The organism is Mesorhizobium sp. YC-39 (genome assembly GCF_025753795.1).
Taxonomy (GTDB): domain Bacteria; phylum Pseudomonadota; class Alphaproteobacteria; order Rhizobiales; family Rhizobiaceae; genus Mesorhizobium.
Genome location: NZ_JAOWPS010000004.1, coordinates 425,788 through 449,724, shown reverse-complemented (window position 1 = coordinate 449,724; position 23,937 = coordinate 425,788). Strand labels below are relative to the sequence as shown.

27 protein-coding genes and 1 tRNA gene are annotated in these 23,937 nt (G+C 63.4%); 11 read left to right on the top strand and 17 right to left on the bottom strand.

The window, feature by feature from the left end:
* The first annotated feature begins 254 nt into the window (after positions 1-254).
* The 3 genes from OHD62_RS23620 to OHD62_RS23610 all read left to right on the top strand — a co-directional run bounded on the left by OHD62_RS23620 (position 255) and on the right by OHD62_RS23610 (position 2,225).
* A complete protein-coding gene (locus tag OHD62_RS23620; RefSeq protein ID WP_263787673.1) occupies positions 255-548 on the top strand; it encodes a hypothetical protein in 294 nt (97 codons plus the stop codon).
* A gap of 176 nt (positions 549-724) precedes the next feature.
* Positions 725-1,210 carry an Lrp/AsnC family transcriptional regulator gene (locus OHD62_RS23615; RefSeq protein WP_263787671.1) on the top strand — a complete coding sequence of 162 codons (486 nt, stop codon included), beginning with the start codon at positions 725-727 and terminating at the stop codon, positions 1,208-1,210.
* A 124-nt stretch (positions 1,211-1,334) separates the two neighbouring features.
* Positions 1,335-2,225 (top strand): arginase family protein, encoded by an 891-nt coding sequence (locus tag OHD62_RS23610; RefSeq protein ID WP_318528730.1) that lies wholly within the window; start codon positions 1,335-1,337, stop codon positions 2,223-2,225.
* 43 nt (positions 2,226-2,268) lie between these two features.
* Here OHD62_RS23610 and gntF read toward each other — a convergent pair whose 3' ends face one another.
* The gene (gene gntF / locus OHD62_RS23605) at positions 2,269-3,606 is read right to left on the bottom strand and encodes a guanitoxin biosynthesis pre-guanitoxin forming N-methyltransferase GntF (RefSeq protein WP_263787669.1); all 1,338 of its coding nucleotides are present in this window, start codon (positions 3,604-3,606) and stop codon (positions 2,269-2,271) included.
* A gap of 89 nt (positions 3,607-3,695) precedes the next feature.
* Positions 3,696-4,415 (bottom strand): hypothetical protein, encoded by a 720-nt coding sequence (locus OHD62_RS23600; RefSeq protein ID WP_263787667.1) that lies wholly within the window; start codon positions 4,413-4,415, stop codon positions 3,696-3,698.
* Between the two features lie 80 nt (positions 4,416-4,495).
* On the opposite strand from OHD62_RS23600, the gene OHD62_RS23595 reads away from it, so the two are divergent.
* The 4 genes from OHD62_RS23595 to OHD62_RS23580 all read left to right on the top strand — a co-directional run bounded on the left by OHD62_RS23595 (position 4,496) and on the right by OHD62_RS23580 (position 6,091).
* A complete protein-coding gene (locus OHD62_RS23595) occupies positions 4,496-5,095 on the top strand; it encodes a TetR/AcrR family transcriptional regulator (RefSeq protein WP_263787665.1) in 600 nt (199 codons plus the stop codon).
* A gap of 260 nt (positions 5,096-5,355) precedes the next feature.
* Positions 5,356-5,429: transfer RNA gene (locus tag OHD62_RS23590), tRNA-Gln, on the top strand.
* A gap of 154 nt (positions 5,430-5,583) precedes the next feature.
* Positions 5,584-5,781: a hypothetical protein gene (locus OHD62_RS23585; RefSeq protein WP_263787663.1), complete on the top strand. Its 198-nt coding sequence runs from the start codon at positions 5,584-5,586 to the stop codon at positions 5,779-5,781.
* A 124-nt stretch (positions 5,782-5,905) separates the two neighbouring features.
* Positions 5,906-6,091 carry a hypothetical protein gene (locus OHD62_RS23580; RefSeq protein ID WP_263787661.1) on the top strand — a complete coding sequence of 62 codons (186 nt, stop codon included), beginning with the start codon at positions 5,906-5,908 and terminating at the stop codon, positions 6,089-6,091.
* A 20-nt stretch (positions 6,092-6,111) separates the two neighbouring features.
* Here OHD62_RS23580 and OHD62_RS23575 read toward each other — a convergent pair whose 3' ends face one another.
* Positions 6,112-7,089, bottom strand: a complete 978-nt coding sequence (locus OHD62_RS23575; protein ID WP_263787659.1) for an SDR family oxidoreductase — start codon at positions 7,087-7,089, stop codon at positions 6,112-6,114.
* 270 nt (positions 7,090-7,359) lie between these two features.
* On the opposite strand from OHD62_RS23575, the gene OHD62_RS23570 reads away from it, so the two are divergent.
* The gene (locus OHD62_RS23570) at positions 7,360-7,689 is read left to right on the top strand and encodes a GYD domain-containing protein (RefSeq protein ID WP_263787657.1); all 330 of its coding nucleotides are present in this window, start codon (positions 7,360-7,362) and stop codon (positions 7,687-7,689) included.
* Positions 7,690-7,973: 284 nt separating this feature from the next.
* Here the strand turns inward: OHD62_RS23570 and OHD62_RS23565 are convergent, their stop codons facing one another.
* Complete coding sequence (locus OHD62_RS23565) at positions 7,974-10,076, bottom strand: EAL domain-containing protein (RefSeq protein WP_263787656.1); 2,103 nt, start codon at positions 10,074-10,076, stop codon at positions 7,974-7,976.
* Positions 10,077-10,376: 300 nt separating this feature from the next.
* Between OHD62_RS23565 and OHD62_RS23560 the strand changes: the two genes are divergently transcribed.
* Entirely contained in the window at positions 10,377-11,045 is a 669-nt protein-coding gene (locus OHD62_RS23560) for a GntR family transcriptional regulator (protein ID WP_263787653.1), read from the top strand.
* Positions 11,046-11,265: 220 nt separating this feature from the next.
* On the opposite strand, the gene OHD62_RS23555 is transcribed toward OHD62_RS23560, so the two are convergent.
* The 8 genes from OHD62_RS23555 to OHD62_RS23520 form a co-directional block, all read right to left on the bottom strand.
* Positions 11,266-12,252, bottom strand: a complete 987-nt coding sequence (locus tag OHD62_RS23555; protein ID WP_263787651.1) for a branched-chain amino acid ABC transporter permease — start codon at positions 12,250-12,252, stop codon at positions 11,266-11,268.
* A 1-nt stretch (position 12,253) separates the two neighbouring features.
* Positions 12,254-13,141, bottom strand: a complete 888-nt coding sequence (locus OHD62_RS23550; protein ID WP_263787650.1) for a branched-chain amino acid ABC transporter permease — start codon at positions 13,139-13,141, stop codon at positions 12,254-12,256.
* Between the two features lie 7 nt (positions 13,142-13,148).
* The gene (locus OHD62_RS23545; RefSeq protein WP_263787647.1) at positions 13,149-13,853 is read right to left on the bottom strand and encodes an ABC transporter ATP-binding protein; all 705 of its coding nucleotides are present in this window, start codon (positions 13,851-13,853) and stop codon (positions 13,149-13,151) included.
* Positions 13,846-14,646 (bottom strand): ABC transporter ATP-binding protein, encoded by an 801-nt coding sequence (locus OHD62_RS23540; protein WP_263787645.1) that lies wholly within the window; start codon positions 14,644-14,646, stop codon positions 13,846-13,848. Before OHD62_RS23540 ends, OHD62_RS23545 begins: the two co-directional genes overlap by 8 nt.
* Positions 14,643-15,851 carry an ABC transporter substrate-binding protein gene (locus OHD62_RS23535; RefSeq protein ID WP_263787641.1) on the bottom strand — a complete coding sequence of 403 codons (1,209 nt, stop codon included), beginning with the start codon at positions 15,849-15,851 and terminating at the stop codon, positions 14,643-14,645. The genes OHD62_RS23540 and OHD62_RS23535 overlap by 4 nt, the downstream gene beginning before the upstream one ends.
* A gap of 234 nt (positions 15,852-16,085) precedes the next feature.
* The gene (locus OHD62_RS23530; protein ID WP_263787639.1) at positions 16,086-16,682 is read right to left on the bottom strand and encodes a YdeI/OmpD-associated family protein; all 597 of its coding nucleotides are present in this window, start codon (positions 16,680-16,682) and stop codon (positions 16,086-16,088) included.
* A 118-nt stretch (positions 16,683-16,800) separates the two neighbouring features.
* Positions 16,801-16,998 (bottom strand): tautomerase family protein, encoded by a 198-nt coding sequence (locus tag OHD62_RS23525; protein WP_263787637.1) that lies wholly within the window; start codon positions 16,996-16,998, stop codon positions 16,801-16,803.
* Positions 16,999-17,031: 33 nt separating this feature from the next.
* The gene (locus OHD62_RS23520) at positions 17,032-17,772 is read right to left on the bottom strand and encodes an SDR family oxidoreductase (RefSeq protein WP_263787635.1); all 741 of its coding nucleotides are present in this window, start codon (positions 17,770-17,772) and stop codon (positions 17,032-17,034) included.
* A 100-nt stretch (positions 17,773-17,872) separates the two neighbouring features.
* Between OHD62_RS23520 and OHD62_RS23515 the strand changes: the two genes are divergently transcribed.
* On the top strand, positions 17,873-18,766 hold the full coding sequence (locus OHD62_RS23515; RefSeq protein ID WP_263787634.1) for a LysR family transcriptional regulator: 894 nt from the start codon (positions 17,873-17,875) through the stop codon (positions 18,764-18,766).
* 222 nt (positions 18,767-18,988) lie between these two features.
* Here OHD62_RS23515 and OHD62_RS23510 read toward each other — a convergent pair whose 3' ends face one another.
* Positions 18,989-19,891, bottom strand: a complete 903-nt coding sequence (locus OHD62_RS23510) for a S1C family serine protease (protein WP_263787632.1) — start codon at positions 19,889-19,891, stop codon at positions 18,989-18,991.
* A gap of 301 nt (positions 19,892-20,192) precedes the next feature.
* On the opposite strand from OHD62_RS23510, the gene yghU reads away from it, so the two are divergent.
* Complete coding sequence (yghU, locus tag OHD62_RS23505) at positions 20,193-21,059, top strand: glutathione-dependent disulfide-bond oxidoreductase (RefSeq protein WP_263787630.1); 867 nt, start codon at positions 20,193-20,195, stop codon at positions 21,057-21,059.
* A 53-nt stretch (positions 21,060-21,112) separates the two neighbouring features.
* On the opposite strand, the gene OHD62_RS23500 is transcribed toward yghU, so the two are convergent.
* From OHD62_RS23500 to minD, 4 genes are all read right to left on the bottom strand, one after another.
* Positions 21,113-21,883 (bottom strand): hypothetical protein, encoded by a 771-nt coding sequence (locus OHD62_RS23500; protein ID WP_263787629.1) that lies wholly within the window; start codon positions 21,881-21,883, stop codon positions 21,113-21,115.
* Between the two features lie 375 nt (positions 21,884-22,258).
* A complete protein-coding gene (locus tag OHD62_RS23495) occupies positions 22,259-22,525 on the bottom strand; it encodes a hypothetical protein (RefSeq protein WP_412177414.1) in 267 nt (88 codons plus the stop codon).
* A 305-nt stretch (positions 22,526-22,830) separates the two neighbouring features.
* The gene (minE, locus tag OHD62_RS23490) at positions 22,831-23,103 is read right to left on the bottom strand and encodes a cell division topological specificity factor MinE (RefSeq protein WP_263787627.1); all 273 of its coding nucleotides are present in this window, start codon (positions 23,101-23,103) and stop codon (positions 22,831-22,833) included.
* A complete protein-coding gene (gene minD, locus OHD62_RS23485; RefSeq protein ID WP_008876959.1) occupies positions 23,100-23,915 on the bottom strand; it encodes a septum site-determining protein MinD in 816 nt (271 codons plus the stop codon). Before minD ends, minE begins: the two co-directional genes overlap by 4 nt.
* Between the last annotated feature and the right edge of the window lie 22 nt (positions 23,916-23,937).

The following is a 23,937-nucleotide window of genomic DNA, read 5'->3' as shown; positions in this document are numbered from 1 at the left end:
GACAGGATAGAAGTTTTCGGCTTGAACATTGTTCCTTTCTGTTATCCAAATATCTCAAAGTGAAGGACGAAAGTCAGCTTTTACATCAGATATGGAGAACGATTGGTGCTGGATGCCTTCGACCTCAGGATTGTCGCGGTGCTACGGGCGTGCGAGGGCGCCTCGTCCGATCCCGCCCGTCGATCCTGCCCGGCCATTGCGCAACCACCTTGCGACATGCGAGTTTAGCAAAGACTCATCATGGGAGTCTCGACATGTCCCTTCGTCCGATTGCGTTGACCTCGGCAGCGATCATGCTTGCCTTCACAACCTATGCCCAGGCCCGGCCGGACACCCGCGCCATGACCTGCCAGCAGACGCAGGCGCTAATCCAGAGCCGTGGCTCGGTGGTGCTGACCACAGGTCCGAACACCTATGCCCTCTACGTCCGGCAATACAGCAGTGCGTGTAACTATTCGGAAATCCCGGCGATCGCATATGTGCCGACCCTCGATGGCCAGTGCCAGGTTCATGGATGCAGGGAGCCGCTCTACACTCCTCCCGGCTGACGGCCTCACGCCGGGCGACGAACCGCGCTGCCGATTGACGGCGCGCTTGCCGGGCGCACCACAACAGGAAAGCACATGGCTCGCCGACCGTCTTTCAAGACGCGCCGCTTTGCCTTGAATTTTTGTTGTTGTTCAGGAACAGAAAAGGCAGGACGATTAGCGGGTTTGAGGCGGCCATGGGAGAACGATCGGTGCTGGATGCCCTCGACCTCAGGATTGTGGAAGCGCTCGAACGCGACGCGCGAATCTCCTTCGCCGCTCTCGCCGACGAGGTCGGCCTGAGCAAGACGCCGTGCTGGAAGCGGGTCAAGGCGCTGGAGGATGCCGGCATCATCAGGGGCTACTCGACGCTCATCGATCCGGCCAAACTCGGCTTCGGCATCGAGGCCTTCATCCAGGTGTCGATCGATTTCGAGGTGTCGGATGCCTTCGAGGCGGCGGTCAAGAAACATCCGCTGATTCGCCGCTGCCACGCCACCACAGGCGAAGCCGATTATCTCCTGCAGATCGTCACCGTCGACATGATGGCGCTGGACCGCATGCTGCGCGTCGAGCTCAGCCGCCTGCCCGGCGTCCGCCGGACCATCACGTCGATGGCGATGCGCGAGATCAAGGGCGACATCTCGTTTGCTGATGCGGTAGGACACGCGCAGAAGCGGTAGATGGCCGAGGGCGTACCGCTCCTCAAACGCCAAATGCCTGGCGGCAAACTGTCAACGCCGGGAGGAACCATCCTCGCCCTGGACACGTTTTGCAACGAGCATCGTCCAAAAATGGAGCTTCGAGTTGGCGGCTCGCTTGTTGAACATTGTCGGCGCCGCCACCAGCGCCGGCGCCTATTCGCCGGGGCAGGAACAAGGCCCCGCGGCCTTTCGCCGGCACAGGCTCGCAGAGGCACTCGCGAACCGAGGCAGAACCGTCATGGATCACGGCGATGTTGCCTCGTTCCGATGGCGGCCGGATCCCTCGCGGCCGCAGGCCATGAACCTGGAGGCCGTGCGCGACGCCTGTGACGTGGTCGCAAGCCATGTGGCGACGGCGATCGCCGCGCAGGAGGACGTGCTTGTCCTGGGCGGCGATTGTACCGTGGAGCTGGGAACGGTCGCCGGAGCCAACGCCGCCGGCGCGCGGATTGGACTCCTCTACATGGACTTCGACGCCGACCTCAACACACCTGATACGAGCGACGGCGCCCTGGACTGGACCGGTGTCGCTCACCTGCTCGATATTCCCGGATGCGAGCCTTCGCTCGCCAGGCTTGGCCCGACCCATCCGATGCTCGTGCCTCGGCAGCTCCTCTATTTCGGCGTCGAGAACATCACTGCGCCCGAAGCCATCACGATGAGGGATTATGCGATTGAGGCGATATCGCGCGAGGAAGCCCTGGGCGATATCGAGGCGGCTTTGGCGCGCGCGACCGAATGGGCGGCGCGCTTTGACTGCGTGCTTATTCATTTCGATGTCGATGTACTCTCCTTCATCGATTTTCCGATCGCTGAGAATGTGCGCCGTTGCGACGGTCTCAAACTGGAGCAGGCCGCCTTCGTGCTGAAGCGGTTGACCGCCCTGCCGCAATGGCGCGGCTTGACCATCACGGAAGTTAATCCGGCCCATGCGCCAGACGAGTCCGCCGCGTTCGCACGCCTGAACGATGCGCTTGCGGACGCTCTTGGCTAATTCGAGATGATCCCACATTCGCCGGCCAATTGGCTGGCTTGCTTCACCCAAGCGGCGAACCCCGAAGGTCCGCGACCGCGCTGTCCCCAGCCTTACGGTGGCCGGCGGCAAGAATAATGCTCGAATAGCCGTGTGCGGCACATTCCGGCACGGGCACGAGCCTGATCGTCAACTCCGCTTCGGGAAAATAGTCGCGCAGCATGTCTTCCATGTCGGTGCCGTCGAGAAACGGGCTCGGAAACGCCTTCGCGCCCACGAAGTAGCCTTGCGTCTGTCCGAGAGCGGCGATGAGAAGCGTTCCGCCGGGCCGCACCAGCCCGACGATCCGCCGCATATAGGTTTGCCAGTCGCCGAGATCGGCCGTCGCCGAATCGGCGCAGTAGGCGCTCAGCACGGTGGCGTAGCGGGCTTCTACATTTCCCAGCGGCCGGTCGTTGCGGATATCGACTTCCAGCAGCCGCGTTATCCCAGCGCGCGTGAGCTGCTCGCGATCAAGAATATCCGCGTGCGTGGGATCCGCGACACCCTCGCATTGGAGCGTGTAGCTGACGAAGGGCTGCCAGTCGTGCGCGCCTTCGTCCTTCCTGATCCAGCCGGCGATCTCGTCGAGATTGCAGCGCAGAAAGTCGCCGAGATGGATCTCGGAAGCGCGACTGGCCAGCGGGAAGACATGATGGAGCGTCGGACCAACGCCAAAAACCAGCGCCGGTTCATCCGCCGGCATCCGTCGCGCAGCTTCGGTGAAAAAGGCGATCGTATGGTGCTCGTCGGCATCGATGGCGCCGTAGTAGCCGGCGAGGTAGTCCGCAGGCGACCATTCCTTCTCGAACGACGCATACCCGCCATCTTCAGCCCTTTGCAGCAGAATGCGGGTCGACCAGCCAAGACCGTATTCGTAGGCTGCGGCACCGATATTGGCGCCCGCGAGGAAAACCAGCGCCTCTTCGCCGGAGACCAGGTCGCTGGCAAAGGCCAGTCCGAAGGCGCCGATATAATAGGGCGATTCCTTCGCCAGTTCGAAGGCGACATAGCCAGCCGCGCTCAGGAGCTGGCGAGTGCCGGCGCGCCTGGTCCGACCCAGATCATAGGCCAGCTTGGACAGCAGGCTGGTGCTGGTCCCCGTGGCCTCCAGTAGACGCCAGTTGGCCGTCAGGCTGGACGACAGCCCGTAGCCCCAAAGGACGTATGACACCCCAAGGAGGACAACGGCCGTCTGGAACCCTGTTCCGGAAAAGACCCCGGACGCCACCAGCAGCACACCCGACACCGTGGAGGCGGTATCGAGTGCATAGGTCGAAACCGCATTGGCAACCAGGGTAGCCGACCACCTCTTCAATTGCGTGACCGGGCGAATTGCCCCCAAACTGTCCCTGGCGAGCATGGAATGATCCCTCACTTGTGAACATCGGCATTTGCAAGCGTTGTTCGGCTAGCTTGTGACCTGCGTGCGCGCGGCCGCGCCGACCGCGTCTATCGATATTGGTATCCTGCATCCGCAGCGGCCGAGGGGCTTGGGCGCGAGAAGCGCATCGGCACGCTCCGGCGGTGGCCGAACCAAACCCGCATCGCGACGGCCGCGGCTATGGTGGCAAGTTGCATCACAACCGAAACCTCGTCGCCGGTCTGCGCACCGGCCAGCCATTCCCAGGCGACCGCCAGGAAGGTGCCGTGCACGGCGTTGAAGAGGCCGCACACGGCATTGAGATGCCAGCCCAGCCACCAGCGCGGATGCGGCTCCGCCCGCATCCAGGCGAAACGGAGCATCGCGCCGCCATAGACCAGCCCGATCCAGGAGAAGATGACTGTCAACAACGTGCCGGAAGCGATTCCGGAAATCAGCACGATCATGCCGAGTACGAGGATCGCAAACGCCAGCGCCTTGAAATGCCAGCCACGGAACCGGTCGACATCGTCTTTCCAGCGGATCGCCGTCCAGCCCAGCATGGCGACGGTGATCAGGCAAAGGTCGAGATAGACGAACTGGACGACAAAGGCGGGATCGAACGCATCGGGCCCGAGCAGCAGGAGCGGGCCGACCGAGAGGGCGACCAGCATAAGCATGCTGAAGAACGCCCTGCCCCAGGCACGGTGACGCTTGCTGCCTTTGACCGACAGCAATGTCACCCAGTAGAAAAGGATCGCTGCCGAGCCAATGGCCACATGGGCAAGCACGGGAATATTGTAGGACATGGCGCGGACCGCTTGCTTGGTTTACAAGCGTAAAGTACCACTTAGGTTTACATATGTAAATCCATGAAGAATCAAAGGCGATGAAGAAGCACATCAGCGAAGAGACCCGCATCGCCATCCTCGATGCGGCATGGGAATTGATCGCCGAAGGCGGCAAGGTGGACGCCAGCCAGTCGACGATCGCGGCAAAGGCCGGGGTCAGCCGTCAGACCGTCTATCTCGCTTTTGGCGGGCGTGCCGGCCTGCTCGTCGCCATGTTGCGCAACCGGGACCGGCATTCCGGGCAGGTCAAAAGCCTTCACGAAATCGCCAATGGCGACGGAGACAGATGGGAGGATTTTCTGTCATTCGTGGAGCACTGGCTCGACTATCTTCCCCTGATCTACCCGGTCGGCATTCAACTGGATGCCGCCGCGCTGAATGACGAAGAGGCTGCGGCGGCCTGGGACGACCGCATGAAAAGGACCCTTCTGCATGGAATGAAGCATATTCTGGCCAGGCTTCAGCGTGCCGGCCGCATTGCGCCCGGCTGGACGGTGGACATGGCTGCCGAAACGGTCTGGAGCTTGGTCCACCCCGCAAACTGGCGGCTTCTGGTTATCGAATGTGGCTGGAGCCCCGACGAATTTCGCCGCACCCGCATCGAGATCATCCGCCGCACGCTGCAGTCCGGAAGCTGAAGCGCTCATTGCGCCGAGTTGCAAGGAGTTGCGAGGCTCGCGCCCTCCTTCTGCCGTTCGCCGTCGGCTTTCCGCTTTGGGCAGTCCTCGTAATTGTGGTCGCGCCCGCCGCAATAGGAGCAGCATTTTGCCGGCGTTTCGGGCTGCAGCATCGAGGCCATTCCCAAGAATGCGCCAGGGGTCTTCTGGTTGCAGCAGTCGATTCATAGACAGCTTCATTCGCGGATGGGAAAGTGTTAGACAGCGTTCGCTTCATCTATTCCCGCTTCGTCTAATGGTAGGACAGCGCCCTTTGAAGGCGTGAATCGTGGTTCGAGCCCATGAGCGGGAACCAGCGGCGCGGCTGGTGCCATTACGGGACCGGCGCGACGATGCCGGTGTTCTCGGCCTGCTACCGCCATCGGCCAGATTCAACGTCAGGTTTCAAAAACGCAACCACTCATTTACTTCGGCGCGGTACCAGACGGCGGGGAATCGCCGGAGGTCGAATGTCGGAACGTGCATTGCGCTTTGAGTGTGTCATGGAGCCAAATGGCAGATGGGTGGTGTGGGACAAAAAGCTCGACCTGCCGGCCCAGTTTTCAGCGCTGGCGCTGATCGGTCTGTGTCGCCATGAGGCCATTTCGCTCTGCGACCTCTTGAATGAGACCGATACTGCCGATGTACGGCAAAACCGGGCTTCGTGATCGCCCCATCAAACGGCGCCAGCCCCGAACAGCCACCGCTCCGTAGCCGGCACAGCCGGGATTTGCCTTGACAAACAACAGTGCTATATTAGCTGACTAATTGATTCACAGTCGGCGAGCCGGCATGGCCAAGAAGAAATCGAAACTGGAACTGTCTGGTATTTCCGCCGTCTCTCCGGCGGAAGCCTACGAGGCGGCCTACTTCGCCCGAAAGTGCGGCCTGACCCGGGACGAAGCGCTGAAGATCATGCGCGAAGCCCAGCGCTCGGCGGAGACGACGGTGTCTTCCAGCGCCAAGCGACAGAATTAGCCCGATATCCAAGGCCCCTCTCAATACCCGCCCACGATCGGCAGGATCTCGCCGGTGATGTAGCTGGAGCATTGCGGCGAGGCCAAGAACACATAGGCCGGGGCGATTTCCTCCGGCTGGGCCGGGCGTTTCATCGGCGTCTTGGCGCCGAATTTCGAGACGTCCTCGGCCTCCTTTTCCGACGGGTTGAGCGGTGTCCATACCGGCCCCGGCGCTACCGCGTTGACGCGGATGCCCTTGGCGATGAGGTTGCCCGACAGCGCCCGCGTGAAAGCGTGGATGCCGCCCTTGGTCATCGAATAGTCGATCAGCGCCTTGGAACCGTCGATGCCGGTGACCGAACCGGTATTGATGATGGCCGAGCCCGGCCGCATGTGCGGCACCGCTTCCTGCGCCATGTGGAAATAGCCGTAGAGGTTGGTCTTCAGCGTCGTGTCGAAATGCTCTTCGGTGAGGTCGGCGAAATCGGCCGAATGCACCTGGAAAGCGGCATTGTTCACCAGCACGTCGAGCCGGCCCAGTTGCTTGACCGTCTGCTCCACCGCCCGGCGACAGAAGACGCGGCTGGCGACGTCGCCGCGCAGCGCGAGGCAGCGCCGGCCCTCGGCTTCGACCGCCTGTTTGGTCACTTCCGCGTCGCGGTCCTCGCTGAGATAGGCGATGGCGACATCTGCGCCCTCACGGGCGAACAGCACGGCGACGGCGCGTCCGATGCCGGAATCGCCACCGGTGATCAGCGCCACCTGGCCGTCGAGTTTCTTCGAGCCGAGCCAGAACGGCGCGTCATAGAGCGGCGGCGGCTCGATCCTCCATTCCTCGCCAGGTTTCGGATGATGCTGCCCGGGAAATGGCGGCTCGGGGTAAATTCGCGCCCCCGCCTGCATGGCGCCATCCGGTTTGGGTTTCACCTTGGCGCGGTCGTCAGCGTCGACTTTGCGTTGCACGCGGCGCTGCTTCTCGCTTGCCTTCGAGGTTTCGGTTTTCGCCTTGGTCGGCACGGTTGCCTCCTTTGCTTCGAGGGGACAACGCCCGTCGGGCAAAAAGGTTTTTCGTCGTTCTGCGAAAAATGGCCTGCCTCGTTCTGCCGGCTTCCGAGACCGGTCGGCATAATCGCCTCGGAGTACGTTCATCAGCATTGCACTTATATTAGCATAAGCGCATATTTGGTCAGCCGGTGAACTACCCAAGCCGGTTAGGCTCGGCGCCAGTCCCCCCCTCGATCCCCCCGACGCCGAGCCGCTGTGGATCAGAGGCCCAGGAGGCGAACCATGCCCATGTATCTCTCACGCTTCAGCTATACGCCCGAGACCTGGGCGCGGATGATCGAAAATCCCGAGGATCGACGCGAGGCGGCCCGTACCTACATAGAGTCGGCGGGCGGGAAGCTGCACGGGTTCTGGTACGCCTTCGGAGAGCACGATGGCTGGAATCTGTGGGAGGCGCCAGACAATGTTTCGATGGCATCTGTCGTGCTTGCCATTGGTGCGGGAGGGGCACTCAGTTCGTACGAGACCACCGTTCTCCTGAGCGTCGAAGAGACGATGCAGGCCCTTGGCAAGGCGAAGTCGATCCGGTACCGCCCGCCCGGAAAGTCCTGACGAACTCCTGGTAGACGGACGTTCGCCCACCCACCTATCTTAGGCCAAAGAAACTCAGTATCGCCAATACGATCACTACAGCACCGACCAACCAGATAATATTGTTCATGACGCGCTCCTCCTTAAGTCACGCCGTCAAAGACGGGGACTGCAAGAACAGAACATAAGCCGCAACTAAAAGTTCCATGATTGTGCTCGCGGTCGACAGGGAAGCGAAGAAAGCCGCCTGCCGGAACCGCCGGGAACTCTGCAAAGTCGCGCCTGGAGGCATCCGGCTGCAAATGTTACGCTCGCCGCTCAACCGGCAAGATCGCTTGCGCGCTCGCTCGCGCCACGATCGCCTCCAGCGGCTCCGGCCGGTGCAGCAAATACCCCTGGCCGAAGGCGACCCCCATCTCCTGGAGGATTTCCAGCGCATCCTGCCGTTCGACCTTTTCCGCCACCACGGAGCAGCCGAGGCTTTTAGCGATAGCTGATATGGCCGAGACGATTTCGCGATCGAAGCGGCTTTGCGCGATGTGTTCGATGAAGGAGCCGTCGATCTTGATCTGGTCGACGGGAAAGCGCCTGAGATATTCGAACGAGCTCATCCCAGCCCCGAAATCATCGAGGCTGACGCGGCAGTGCCGCGCGCGCGCCTTGCGCACGAACTCTTCGGCGGCGCCGAAATTGGTGACGGCGGCCGTCTCGGTGATCTCGAAGCCGATGCCGAAATGCGGCGCACCGGCCGCATCGATGGCGGCGTCGACAAAATCCCAAAGCTGCGGGTCGCTCAGCGTCTGCGCCGACAGGTTGAAGCCGAGCGTGAGCGCCCTGGACTTCAGTGCCGGACCATGCAGCGAGAGCGCCGTCCTGATGATCCAGCGATCAAGCCTTGAGGCGATGCCGAACCGCTCCGCCGCCGGGATGAACTCGCCCGGCGGAATCAATTCTCCGCTGCGCCCGACGAGCCTCGCCAGGACTTCGACATGGCGGCTCTCTTGCCAGGGCTTTCCGAGCCGGTGGATTTCCTGTCCGAACAGTTTCAGCCTGCCGTCTTCCATGGCATCGACGGTGTCGGCCGCCAGCCGCGCCGCGTTGAGGCCGCCGGAACCAGATGCGCCCTCGGTGGAAAACATCGCAAAGCGATCGCGCCCTGCAGCCTTGGCCGCGTAGCAGGCATCGTCGGCGCAGGCGAGCGCGTCGGCCACGGTGGTGTTGCGGTCTCCGACAAAGGCGATGCCGATGCTGGCGGCGAGCCTGCGCGACGTCGCCGTCGAGCCGAGGTCGGTGTTGCGGACCGCCGCGAGAACGGCGCCGGCGAGCCGCTCGGCTTGCTGAGCATCGCAATCGGGCACCAGCAGCGCGAACTCGTCGCCGCCGAGCCGCGCCGCATGCGCTGACGGCGGCAGGCAACCCAGAATACCCTCGGCGACGCTCTTCAGCGCGAGGTCGCCGGCGGCGTGACCGGCGAAATCGTTGAGCGCCTTGAAGTAGTCGAGATCGATGTAGAAGACCGCGAGCGGAAACTGCCGTGCCGTTGCGATGTCGTCGGCCAGCAGGCGGTCGAAGGCGACGCGGTTCAAAAGATCGGTCAGGGGGTCGTGGTGGGCCGCATGGGCCAGTTCCTGCTCGCGCCGCTTCGCCTCGGTGATGTCGCGCACTGTGCCCAGGATCTGGCCTGACGATTGCACGTCGGGGATGAAGCGCACCAGGGATTCGATATGCCGGATCTCACCATCGCGCCGGATGATGCGATATTGCACGGCGACGACGTCGCTTGTCTGCAGCGGCGCCATGTGGGCCCGCTCGGCGTCGTCCTTGTCGTCGGGATGCAGATAGCTGTACCAGAGGTCGCGCGGCACCTCGTCGGTATCCGAGACAAACCCGAAGATCTCCCTGGTACGGGCATCCCAGTAGCTTTTGCGCGCCGCCAGATCGTAATGCCAGATGCCGGTACCGCTCGCCGCCAGAGCCAGGCGAAAGCGCGCATTGACCTGCTCGAGCTCGTGCTCCGCTTGCTTCTGCTTGGTGATGTCGGTCTGCACACCCATCAGCCGAAGAGGTTTGCCGGTCTCGTCGCGCTCGACGATGCCGCCGCGATCGAGAACCCAGACCCAGTGGCCGTCCTTGTGCTTCAGCCTGAGCTCGGTCTCGATGGTATCGGTCTGGCCGGCGAGATGGCGTTCGCCGCTGGCCACCGCCTGCTCGCGATCGTCGGGATGCGTCAGCCGCAGCCAGAGATCGCTTGTCATGGCAAGCTCACCCTCGCCATAGCCGAGCATTTGCGACCACATTGGCGAGTAGAAACAGTCACCGCTCCGCAAATCCCAGTCCCAGACGCCGAGATGCGCGCGCTCGAGCGCCAGCGCCCAGAACGCTCCATTGCGGTCCTTCTTGTCGGCCATGCCCGGGTTTCGCCCTCCGATCGGAGCCACTGTGCAGCAAAATCAGAGAAGAAACCGTTACCGGCGCGCGCTCTCCCCCCTTGAGCGGGAGATGGCCGGCAGGCCAGAGGGGGTCGCCGCGCGTAGAGCGCCAGCCTCTTCAGGCCGGTTTTCCCTGATGCGGCCCCGCCGGGAGGCGCTGTAGTTCGCTGCCATAGGCAAGCGGTTCAAATTGCCAACAATCATGATTTGGATTTCCGCCAATAGCGACAAGCTCGCTCTGCGGTTAGAGTGGTCGTAGAGGACGGCGAGGACGACACAATGCTCAACGTGGCAGACTATGGCGGCAAGGAAGCCGATGTCGTCCGGGCGCTGGAGGAAGACATCATCTTCGGCAGGCTGGAACCCGGCGCCCGGCTGGTCGAGGACGTCCTGCTCGCCCGCTTCCCGGTGTCGCGCCACACCATCCGCCAGGCGCTCTACCAGCTCGAAAAACTCGGCATCGTCACCCGCGAGCGCAACAAGGGCGCGATGGTGCGGCGGCTGTCGCCGGACGAGGTGCGCCAGATCTACGAAGTGCGCGAGCTCCTGCAGCGCCAGGCGGCGCTGATGATCCCGTTGCCGGCAAGCGACGCATTGATCGCCGAGCTGATGGAGATCCACCGGGTCTACAGCGCCCATGTCGACGCGCACTATCTGCGCGGCATCCATGAGGCCAATGACCGCTTCCACCTGACCATGTTGTCGGCCTGCGGCAACGACTATCTGGTGTCGTCGATCGACCACTACATGCGCCTCAGCCTGCCGGTGCGGGCCAATTCGCTGGCCGACCGCGAAGAGCTCGAAGTCTCGCGCCAGCACCACTGGTTCATGATCGAGGCGATGAAGCGCAGGGATAATTGGGTACTGGCTCAGCTTTGTGTCGACCACCTGCAGCCGAGCAAGATGTTTTACCTGCAGGAGATCAAGAAGACGGGTGACGGGGATTAGCGATCTCCCCCCTTGAGGGGGTTGAGGAGCGGTCCGCGTAGCGGACGGAAAGCCAATTGCTTGGCTTTCCGAGCGACGAAAGCCGGCAGGCCAGAGGGGGTCGCCGCGCACAGGGCGCTAACCTCTTCTGTCACCGATGGGGCCTCGCGCCCGGACGTGGCGCCCCCTCCGTCGCCTTCGGCGACATCTCCCCCTCAAGGGGGAAGAGGGCGCGCCACGCTCAGTCCCGGTCACCCTCCCCGGGCTCCGCCGGCGCCAGCCACCGCGCATAGACTTCGCCGACGATGCCGCGGCGGAAGATGAGCACGCAGACCATGAAGATCAGGCCGGTGGCGATGGTCACCGGAAAGCCCGAAGTGGCAAGCGTGTTTTCCAGGCCGACGACGAGGCCAGCGCCGACGACCGGCCCGACCATGGTGCCAATGCCGCCGAGCAGGTTCATCAGGATCACCTCGCCCGACATCTGCCAGGTCACGTCGGTGAGCGTGGCGAACTGGAAGACGATTGCCTTGACCGCACCGGCAAGCCCCGCCAGCGCCGCCGACATGACGAAGGCCGCGAGCTTGTACCGGCCGACCGAATAGCCCAGCGAAATGGCGCGGTTCTCGTTCTCGCGGATCGAGCGCAGGATCATGCCGAAGGGCGAGTTGACGATCCGCCAGATGGCGAACACGCCGATCAGGAAGATGGCGAGTACGACATAGTACATGTTCATCGTGACATTGAGGTCGACGATGCCGAAGAGGCTGCCGCGCGGCACGCCCTGGATCCCGTCCTCGCCTTCGGTGAAGGGCGCCTGGACGCAGAAGAAATAAAACATCTGCGCCAGCGCCAGCGTGATCATGGCGAAGTATATGCCTTGCCGGCGGATGGCGAGGAAACCCATGACCAGGCCGAGCACCGCCGCGCCGCCCATGCCGAGCAGAATACCTGCCTCGGGCGGCCAGCCCCATGTCTTGACGGCGTAGGCGCAGAAATAGGCAGCACCGCCGAAGAAGGTTGCGTGGCCGAAGGAAAGCAGACCGGTGTAGCCGAGCAGCAGGTTGAAGGCGCAGGCGAACAGCGCAAAGCACAGCATCTTCATGACGAAGATCGGATAGATGAAGAACGGCGCGGCGATGAGCGCCACTATGCCCAGCGCCACCAACCCCCATTCCAGCCGCACGGAGGCAGCGTTGCGCCGTTCGCGAAGGGTCAGCTCGCTCATCTCAGGCATCCCTTCCGAACAGGCCGGCCGGGCGCAGCAGAAGCACGATCGCCATGATGACGAAGACGACGAGGTTCGACGCCTCGGGATAGAACACCTTGGTCAGGCCCTCGGCGAGGCCGAGCATGTAGCCTGTGACGATGGCCCCTAGGATCGAGCCCATGCCGCCGATCACGACGACGGCGAAGACGACGATGATGAGATCCGAGCCCATCAGCGGGCTGACCTGGTAGACCGGTGCTGCCAGAATGCCGGCCAGCCCCGCAAGTGCCGCGCCCAGCCCGTAGGTGAGCGTCAAGAGCAGCGGCACGTTGACGCCGAACGCCTGGACCAGTTCGGGATTCTCGGTCGCGGCGCGCAAATAGGAGCCAAGCCTGGTCTTCTCGATCAACAGCCACGTGCCGATGCAGACGATCAGCGAAGCCAGCACCACCCAGCCGCGATAATTGGGCAGGAACATGAAGCCGAGATTGGTGCCGCCGGCGAGCAGCGGCGGCACCGCATAGGGATTCCCCGACACACCGTAGTAGAAGCGGAACACGCCTTCGATGACCAGCGCCATGCCGAAGGTGAAGAGCAGGCCGTAGAGCGGATCGAGCCGATAGAGTCGCGACAGCGCCGCGCGCTCGACCACCATGCCGAAGAGGCCGACGGCGAGCGGTACCAGGACGAGCGCCGGCCAATAGCCGATGCCGAGATGGACGAGCAGCAGGTAGCCGATGAAGGCGCCAAGCATGTAGAGCGCCCCATGGGCGAAATTGATGATGCGCAGCAGGCCGAAGATGACGGCCAACCCGAGGCTCAGCATGGCGTAGAAGGAGCCGTTGATCAGCCCGACCAGCAACTGTCCGAGCAAGGCTTGGATGGGGATGCCGAAGATCATCGTCATGGCGCCATCATACTCCCAGCACCTCGTGCAGCAGCGTGGTGTGCGCGTCGAGTTCGCCGACCGGGAACCCCTCCAGCACCTTGCCGTGCTCCATCAAATAGAAGCGGTCGGCAATGCGGGCGGCGAAACGGAAATTCTGCTCGACGAGCAGGATCGTCATGCCGCGCCGCTTCAATGTCGCCAGCAATTCGCCGATGCGCTGCACGATGACCGGCGCGAGGCCCTCGGTCGGCTCGTCGAGAAGCAGCATCTGCACCCCCGTCCTGAGGATGCGGGCGATCGCCAGCATCTGCTGTTCGCCGCCGGACAGCCGCGTGCCCGGGCTGTTGCGACGCTCCTTCAGATTGGGGAAGAGGTCGAAGATCTCCTCCACGCTCATGCCACCTTTGGCCACGACCGGCGGCAGGATCAGGTTCTCGTCGACGCTCAGCGTCGCGAAGATGCCGCGCTCCTCGGGAACGAAGCCGATGCCTTGACGGGCGACGCGGTGCAGCGGCAGGCCGATCAGGTCGCTGCCGTTGAAGACGACGCTGCCGCTGCGCTTGCGGACCAGCCCCATGATGGCGCGCAAGGTGGTGGTCTTGCCGACGCCGTTGCGGCCAAGCAAGGTAACAGTCTCGCCGCGAAAGACATCGAGGTTGACGCCGTGCAGCGCATGGCCCTCGCCATACCAGGCGTGCAGATCGCGCACCGCAAGCAGCGGCTCACTCATGCTCCGTCCCCATATAGGCGACCCTGACGCGCTCGTCCTGGCTGACGGTGGCATAGTCGCCGGCGGCAAGCACCTGGCCGCGCTGCATGACGGTGATCCAGTCGCAGAGATCGGCGACGACGGTCAGATTGTGCTCGACCATCAGCACCGCCCGGTCGCGGGCCAGCCCGCGGATGATCCCGGAGATCGTGCCGACATCCTCGTGCCCCATGCCGGCCATCGGCTCGTCGAGCAAAAGCACTTTCGGGTCGAGCGCCAGCGTGGTGGCGATCTCCAACACGCGCTTCCTGCCATAGGAGAGATCGCCGGCAAGCCGGTGTGCCGCATCGTCGAGGCCGACGATGCCGAGAAGCTCCCGCGCCCGCGGCGTCAGTTCGTCGAGCGCCGCCAGCGAGCGCCAGAACTGGAAGCCCAGCCCGCCCGGCCGCTGCAGCGCGACACGCACATTGTCGAGCACGCTCAGATGCGGAAAGATCGCCGATATCTGGAACGAGCGCACCAGGCCCATCCGCGCCACCCTTGCCGGCGAGGTCCGGGTGATGTCGGTGCCCAGCAGTTCGATCCTGCCGCTGGTCGGCTGCAGGAATTTGGTCAAAAGGTTGAAGATCGTCGTCTTGCCGGCGCCGTTCGGTCCGATGAGTGCGTGGATCCTGCCGTGATGAACGTCGAGATCGACATTGCTGACCGCGACAAAACCGGCGAAATCGCGCCTGAGGCCGCGGGCGGAAAGCACCACCCGCGCCGAATTCTGGTCGCCGTCCGGCCGGACGGCCGCGGCGGCTGCCGTCGTCACTTGGTGACGAGCGGGCAGCCGCTATCCTCGGCCTTCATGAAGGCCTGGTCGCCCGGAATGGTCGCGAGATAGGTGTAGTAGTCCCAATCCTTCTTGCTCTCCTCGGGTTTCTTGACCTGATAGAGATACATGTCGTGCACCATCGAGCCGTCGGCCTGCACCTTGCCGTTGGCGGTGAAGACGTCGTTGACCGGCATCTCATGCAATTGCTTGGCGACCGCCTCGGTCTCGTCCGTGCCGGCCTTGTCGATGGCCTTGAGATACTGCGTCACCGCCGAATAGGTACCGGCCTGGATCATATTCGGCATGCGGTTGGTACGCTTGAAGAAGCGGTCGGCGAAATCGCGGCTCTTGTCGTCGCGGTCCCAGTAATAGCCTTCGGTCAGCACCACGCCCTGGGCTGCCTGCAGGCCAAGCCCATGCACCTCGGCCAGCGTGAACAGAAGAGCCGCGAGCCGCTGTCCGCCGGCGACAATGCCGAACTCGGCCGCCTGCTTGATCGAGTTGGAGGTGTCGAGACCGGCATTGGCGAGGCCGACGATCTTGGCGCCGGAGGATTGCGCCTGCAGCAGGAAGGACGAATAGTCGGTGGAGCCGAGCGGATAGCGCACCTCGCCAAGCACTTTGCCGCCGCGATCCTTGACCAGCTTGGCGGTCTGCTCCTCTAGCGAATAGCCGAAGGCGTAGTCGACGGTGATGAAGTACCAGGCGTCGCCGCCTTGCTGCACCAGCGCACCGCCAGTGCCGACCGCCTGGGAATGGGTGTCGTAGGCCCAGTGGAAACCATAGGGCGAGCACTGCTTGCCGGTAAGGTCGGTCGAAGCCGCGCCGGTGACGATGTCGATCTTCTTCTTTTCTTTGGAAAGTCCCTGCACGGCGAGCGCCACCGAGGATGTCGTCAGTTCCATGATCGAGTCGACCTGCTCGGTGTCGTACCACTGGCGCGCTATGTTGGACGCGATATCCGGCTTGTTCTGATGGTCGGCGCTGATGACCTCGATCGGCGCGCCCTGAACCTTGCCGCCAAAATCCTCGACGGCCATCTTGGCTGCCTCCACCGACCATTTGCCACCGAAATCGGCATAAACGCCCGACTGGTCGTTGAGGATGCCGATCTTGACCTTGCCGTCGGAAATTTCGCCTGCCGCCGCAGGCATCGCGGTCGCCGCAAGCAGCGCGACCGAGACGAGATAGGATGCTTTCACAAGTGGTTCCTCCCTTGCGGCCAACGCGGGAAGCGCGACAGCCTGACGATGGTTCAACTTAACCGTCCGATTTCTTGAGAATACGGGCAGCGTCCCGCTCGCCATTCCTCCATCTTGCGGGACCACGCCGCTGCGTGCGTGGGGTGCACGGGCAGCGACCCTAGCATCCGACCCAAGAGCCGAGAATGCTATTTTCGTAGCATGCCGCGCCTCGCCCCGGCCTGGCGGCCAGGTTTACTTCTTCCCCTGCGGGTAGATCGTCTCGCCGCGTTTCAGCATCTCGACGAAGGTCTCGATCTTCTTCCTGCGCCCGGCTTCCGTCTTCATATTGTGGGTGCGGAAGGCGAGCGCGAAGCGGTTCTGCGCGCTGAGCCTGGCCAGCATTTCCCTCGCCTTCGGTTCGGCGTCGATCGCCGCCTGGAGATCATCGGGGATCTGCATGTCCTTGCTTCTGTAGGCACGGTCCCAGCGGCCGTCGGCCTTGGCCGCCTCGACCTGTTTCAGCCCATGGCCGGTCATCCGCCCCTCCTCGATCAGCCGGGCGACATTGTCGATGTTGATCTGGCTCCAGATGCTTTTCCTGCCGCGCGGCGTGTAGCGCTGCAGATAGCTTTTCTCATCGAGCCCCTTGCGCACGGCATCGATCCAGCCAAAGCACAGCACCACGTCGATCGCCTGCTTCGGCGTGATCGACGCCAGCCCCGAATCCACCTTGTGGATCTTGATCCAGACTTCGGTTTCCGTATCGTGGTGCTTGGCGAGCCAGGCATGGAAACTCCCGGCATCCCTGAATTCGTGCACCTTGTCTGGATCGACCTTGACTGGCGCCATTAGAAGGCCTGCCGTCTTCTAGGTATCATCGGTTCCTTCCTCGCTGCCCCTCCCTCATCTGGTGAAGCAGCAACCGAGACCCGTTGCAAGGTGGGAGACGAAGAAGCTGCCGGCGGCTTCACCCCTCCGGAATCGTGAACACCACATCGGCGCGGCCGTAGCCGCCGTCGGCGACTTCCTCGATCAGCACCATCGTGTAGGGGCGCACGCCTTCGCCGAACATCTCGACGAACAGGGCTGTGGTCTTGTGGACGAGGTCCTCCTTCTGTCCGGTGGACAGCGCGCGCTCAGGCACTTTGAAGTTTGCAAACGGCATGATGTCAATTCCCTGTGGCTGTTGGAGAAAAAGTCAGATCGTGCCGCCATTGGCGCGCAGCACCTGGCCGTTGATCCAGCCGCTGTCCGGCCCGGCGAGGAAGGACACGACAGCGGCGATATCGGCGGGCTGGCCGAGTCGTCCCAGCGGGATCATCTTGGTGATCGTCTCGACCAGCGCCTCGGATTTGCCGCCGAGGAACAGCTCGGTCGCCACCGGCCCCGGCGCCACGACATTGACGGTGATGCCACGCGGCCCAAGCTCCTTGGCCAGTACATGCGTTATCGCCTCGACGCCGGCCTTGGTCGCGGCATAGACACCATAGGTCGGCTGGTAGAGCCCAACCACGCTGGACGAGAAGCTGACGATGCGGCCGCCGTCGCGCAGCCTTCTTGCGCCCTCGCGCATGCCGCGGAAGACACCGCCGAGGTTAACCGCGACCTGCTGCTCGAAATCTGCGTCTTCGGCCTTAGCGATCGGCGACAGCTTCATGATGCCGGCATTGTTGACCAGCACATCGAGACCGCCAAAGGCCTGCTCGGCTGCGTCGAACAAATCCGCCACGCCCTTGGGATCGCCGACATCGGCCTGCGCGGCGATCGCCGTGCCGCCCGCCGCCTCGATCTCGCGCACCACGCTTTTGGCTGCGTCAGCGCCCCTGGCGTAATTGACGACGACCGAAAAGCCATCGCGTGCCAGCCTTCTGGCGATTTCGGCGCCGATACCCTTCGAGGCGCCGGTCACCAGCGCCACCTTTCCATTCTGCTTGGCCATCTCAGCTCTCCAATTCTTGTGGAGCCAAGATAGGCGATAAATCCTGCGGGATAATCGCTCAGGACTTGCCAACACCATTCGGATATGGCGAACAATTGGCATGGACAGTCTCGACCGGATGCGTCTCCTTGCCCGCGTGATCGAGCGCGGCAGCTTCACCGCGGCCGCCGCCGACCTTGGCCTGTCGCGATCGACCGCCACCGAGGCGATCAAGGAGCTGGAGACGCGGCTGGGGGTCAGGCTGCTCGAACGCACCACGCGTCACGTCACCCCGACGCTCGACGGCCAGGCCTACTATCAGCGCTGCCTCGCCATCCTCGCTGATGTCGAGGATGCCGAGGCCGGCTTTCAGTCGTCGCAGCCGCAGGGCCTTTTGAGGATCGACGTGCACGGCTTCATGGCCCGCCATTTCATCCTGCCGCGGCTCTCCGAATTCCTCGATCGCTACCCCAGGATCGACCTGCATATCGGCGATGGCGACCGGCTCGTCGACCTGGTGCGCGAAGGCGTCGACTGCGTGCTGCGTTCCGGCGAACAGGCCGACAGCGGCATGATCGCGCGGCGGGTGGCGACGCTGCGCGAAGTCACCTGCGCCAGCCCGGCCTATCTGGAAAAGCACGGCATGCCGGCAACTCCCGACGATCTCGACGGCCATCTCATGATCGGCTTCCGCTCGTCGCGGACGGGCGAGGTCATGCCGCTCGAATTCACCGTTGGCAGCGAATTGCGCCATGTCACGCTGCCCAGCCGGGTGACGGTCAACGGCTCGGATACGATGGCTGAACTGGCACGCCTCGGCTTCGGCCTGGTGCAGGCGCCGCACTACCGTTTTGCCCAGGATTTCGCACGCGGCACACTGGTCGAGGTGCTGTCGGATTTTCCGCCGGCGCCGACGCCGCTGTCGGCGCTCTACCCGCAGAACCGCCAACTCGCGCCGCGCGTGCGGGTGTTCATCGACTGGGTGATCGGGATCTTTGGCGAGGACGGGAGATGACGGCGTTAGTGAATGCCGCCTTACGCAGGGCCGCGTTCCCTCGCGCGCCCCTCTGCCCTGCCGGGCATCTCCCCCACGTGGGGGAGATTGGATGTCGCGTCGGCCTTCGCCAATCTCCAAAAGTCGCAGAGAGAGCGCCACCGGCGAAGCTGCCAATCTCCCCCCTCGTGGGGGAGATGTCCGGCAGGACAGAGGGGGGCGCTGTCCCGCGGCGTTTCCTCGCTACTGCAAATGCGGCTTCTTCAAGAAACTGTTGCGGTCGGCGGATTTCACGCGCAGCCAGGTTTCACGCCCATCGCGCACCACCCGCAACGGGATCTCCGCGCCGGCCGGATTCTGCCACAGTTTGCGATAGAAATCGGCCAGACCGTCGACCTCACCGTCGCGCACATCCGAGATGATGTCGCCCTGGCGCAGGCCGGCTTGCGCCGCTGGCCCGCCTTCGGCGACGCTCATCACCACGACCTCGCCATTGCTCTCGGCGGAGAAGGCACCGAGCCAGGGACGCGGCGGCTTTGCGACCTGGCCGCGCGTCAGGAGATCGTCGAGAATGGGCGGCAGGAGGTTGATCGGCACGACCATGTTGATATCGGCGATCTCGCCATTGCGGCTCATCTGCAGCAGCAGCGAGCCGATGCCGAGCAGGCTGCCATCCTGTCCGATGAGGGCGGCACCGCCCCAGGACGGATGCGCCGGCGCAGTGAAGATCGCCTCGTCCAGCAGATATTCCCAATAGCCGGCGAATTCCTGCTTGGTGACGATATGCGCCTTGACAGAGCGGCCGACGCCGTCGGCGAGCACGACGGGATCGCCGACGCCGGCCTTGGCCGCGTCGCCGAGAGCCACCGCCGGCAGGCCGAGCGGGGCCAGCGCCTGCACCAGGCCGAAGCCGGTTTCCTGGTCGTAGGCGAGCGCATGCGCCGGCACCACACGACCGTCATGGCTGGTCAGCCAGACCTCTTCCGCCTCGGTGATCAGATAGCCGATGGTGAGCACCAGCCCGTCGTCGCGGATGACCACGCCGCTGCCTTCCCGGCTGGTGCCCAGCGCATTGGCGGTGAAGGCATCGTCCGGAATTGAGGCCCGAACTGTCACGATGGAGCGCAAGATGGTCTCGATAGGCATGCTTTTGTCCCGGCAATAGTCGTGAGGGCCGGCAGGGCCCGGTATCCTCTATAGGTATGGCGCAGGTCGCGAGGCGCAAGAGCCCGGAAACAGAGCAATCGCTTCAGGGTTGCGCTGCCCCTCATCTGCCCGCCGTCCATCTCCCTGTGAACGGCTTCAACAATAGTTCAACGCAAGTTGAACTTTCTGCTTTCCGCGCTATCTGTAGTTGGATGTAGACCAACCCTGCCCCATCCAACCTCCCATCGCGGCAAGCTGCCCTCCCAAGACCCTCTCGCCAAAAAACACAAGGCCCCCCGAGATGACCGAATACACACCGCCGAAAGTATGGACCTGGAACAAAGCGAATGGCGGTGCCTTCGCCAGCATCAACCGGCCGATCGCCGGCCCGACACATGACAAGGAACTGCCGGTCGGCAAGCATCCGTTGCAGCTCTATTCCCTGGCGACGCCCAACGGCGTCAAGGTGACGATCATGCTGGAAGAGCTTCTGGCGCTCGGCCACGGCGGCGCCGAATACGACGCCTGGCTGATCCGCATCAATGACGGCGACCAGTTCGGCAGCGGCTTCGTCGACGTCAATCCCAACTCCAAGATCCCGGCGCTCATGGACCGCAGCGGCAAGCAGCCGATCCGCGTCTTCGAATCCGGCTCGATCCTGGTCTATCTCGCCGAGAAATTCGGCGAATTCCTGCCGACCGAGCAGCCGGCGCGCGCCGAAACCTTGTCATGGCTGTTTTGGCAGATGGGCTCGGCCCCCTATCTCGGCGGCGGCTTCGGCCATTTCTATGCCTATGCCCCGGAAAAGATTGAATATGCCATCGACCGCTTCGCCATGGAGACCAAACGCCAGCTTGATGTGCTCGACCGGCGCCTGGCCGAGACCGAATATCTGGCCGGTGCCGACTACACCATTGCCGACATGGCGGTATGGCCCTGGTATGGTGGCCTGGCGCTCGGCCGCATGTACAACGACTCCGGCGAGTTCCTGTCGGTGCAGGAATACAAAAACGTTCAGCGCTGGGCCAAAGCCATCGACGCGCGGCCGGCCGTGCAGCGCGGCCGCATGGTCAACCGCGCCTTCGGCGAGCCCGCCATGCAACTGCACGAGCGCCACGACGCCAGCGATTTCGAGACCAGGACGCAGGACAAGCTCGCGGCGGAGTGAGCTAGCGGATGACGCGCCGATCTCCCGCTCGAGGGGGGAGATCGGCAGTTTGGTCAAGCCCTCTCGACAGCCGACATCCACAGCCGGTCGATATCGGCGAGATACGTTTCGTCGATCTCGTCGAGATGCTTCCAATACATGCCGTCCTCGTAGAAATAGCCGAGATCCTGTTCGATCTCTTCGGCCTTGTTGGCCTTGTCGAGCTCGATGCCGGCCAGGATCTCCGCCTTCATTTCGGCAATTCTCGAATGAGAAAGGCCGCTCAATTCATCAACTGTCAGCCTCGGGAAGATCAAACGGCTGCGCGGCAGATTGGACAGGTTGATGCACAGGCAGTCCCGCCTGAGCGCCTGGACGAGCAGGCGCGCGGATTTCGCCTCGAGATTGCGCAGCGTGGGGTCGTCACGCAGCGGATCGGCGCGGCCGATGCCGTAAAAATGCGTGTTGCCGGGCTGGTCGTAAATCATGTCGCAGCCGAGGAACGCCAGCACGTCGGGCTGCTGGCTGTGGATCGTCCAGTAGGCCGCCGTCATCGCCATGGTGCCGCCGGCGTAGACGAAGCCGCCAAAGGCGTTCTGCGCCGGCACGTAATGCGCGGCGCTGAAAATCTGCGCCTGCCGCAGGACGTCGCCCCTGGGCAGCCGGTCCGGGGGAAAGTCGCCGGCATGGACGAGGAAATCCCAGTCGGGACGCACGCGCCAGGCGTTGTTGATGGCGACGATCTTGCTGAAGGCCTGCTTTGGCCAGGTCTCGCAGCGCACCACATCGGGCGCGCTGCCAAGCAAAAGGATCACGCGTGGCGATCCGGAAGCGTCGAGAGCCATGGCATTCCTCATTCGACGACATTTCGACCGGCACGCATCTCGATGGTGCCTTGCCGCTTGTTGTCGGACGGCTTTCTACATCTCCAGGCTCGCATCGGCCAGTGCCCATCTGAGCCACGAGCCGGCGCGGCCGGTTTGCCGTCCTGTCAACGCGGCCAGGATCCCAGAAACGGTCACAAAAACCGCAGACAAGATTTCACATCGACTCAAGTCAGGGATCAATCACCTAGCCCATAAGTATCAGAGCGGTATATATTGCTTAGCTAAAGTAACGGAACGTCCAATAAACGTTCCAAGAACCGAACAAGTCCGCGCCCAACTGCCTGAACCAGGTCTAGACCATCAGGTCTATTGGTTAACGGGTTTGTGGACATTTCAATGGCTCTCATTGGTTGGGGTACTAAGGGTCGCGACAGAACCATGCGGTCCGATCGCCGGCCGGACCCGCCAGGGCCGCAGCACCGCCCCCAGCATCAGCGCACCGACGACCAGCCGCAGCGTCGTGGTGCCTTGCGTGCCGACCAAAGGAAACAGGCCCTTGGCGAAGGTCACGCCGATCTGGATCGATACCATGGCGCCGAGCAGCGCCATGATGGGCAAAGGTGCGGCTTCGGGTCGGTTGGTAACCGGCGTCGACGTCACTGTGGCTGCCCCTCCCCTGCGGCCGAGGCCATGCGCGACGGCAGAGGGCGGGGATAGGACCAATGAGCCTGCCTGTCGTGAGGCAGCGAGAGGCGGTTGGGTAGGACAGGCAAAGGCCGGCCATCTGACGGCGGCTGCAGCTCAGGCGGCAGCCTTGGAGATGCCGGCTGGACTGAGGGGAGCGCGAAGAACCGCGACCCAACGGCTCTTAAGCCCGCCCAGCATGGTAGACAGGCCCCCTCTTCGTCCGCTTTGCAACCATCTCTCCGCCGCGTAACGGCGGCGAGGAGCCGAATCTTGCCAGCTCAGGCCGACATGGCCAGCGGGACCGCGCTCTTGTTGGGGATCTGGATATCGATCTCCAGCGTCGACATCGTTTGACCGCGATCCATCGAGACTTTCAGATAATCCTGGTCGATCTGCACGTGCTTGGCGATAACCGCCATGATCTCCTCGCGCAGGATGGAAACCAGATCGGGCTGGCTGCGGTTGCGGCGCTCATAGGCGAGCAGCACCTGCAGCCGCTCGCGCGCCACTGGCGCGCTGCCGCGCCGCCTGAAGAGTTCGAGCAGGTTCATGCCGCCCTCCTTCCCAACAGCCGGTCGAGGAAGCCTTTGCGCTCGAACGGCACGACGACCGGCAAGTCCTCGCCTTCGAGCCTTTTGGCCGCGTCTATATAGGCGCGGGCGGCGGAATTCAGGGGTTCGCTGAGCGTCACCGGCGAACCGAGGTTGGAGGCCCTGAGCACGTCCTGGCTCTCGGGAATGATGCCCAAGAGAGGGGTCGACAGGATTTCCAGCACGTCGTCGATGTTGAGCATTTCGCCGCGCGCGGCGCGCCCCGCGTCGTAGCGGGTGACCAGCACGTGCTTGGCGATCTGTTCGCCCTGCTCGGCCTTCATGGTGCGGGCGTCGAGCAGGCCGATGATGCGATCCGAATCGCGCACCGAGCTGACTTCCGGGTTGGTGACGATGACCGCCTCGTCGGCGAAGCGCATGGCTAACTGCGCGCCGCGCTCGATGCCGGCGGGGCTGTCGCAGAAGACATAGTCGAACACCGAGCGCAGCCGCTCGATCACCTCGCCGACACCCTCCTCGGTCAGCGCATCCTTGTCGCGCGTCTGCGAGGCCGGCAGCAGGAACAGCGTCTCGACCCGCTTGTCGCGGATCAGCGCCTGCGAGAGTTTTGCCGAGCCCTGGATCACGTTGACCAGGTCGAACACCACGCGCCGCTCGGCGCCCATGATCAGGTCGAGATTCCTCAACCCCACATCGAAGTCGACAAGCGCCACCTTCTTGCCGGTCTTGGCGACCGCGGCACCCAGTGCCGCCGTCGAGGTCGTCTTGCCGACGCCCCCCTTGCCCGACGTGACCACCACTACCTTACCCATGAAAAATGCCTCCTTTGTTGTT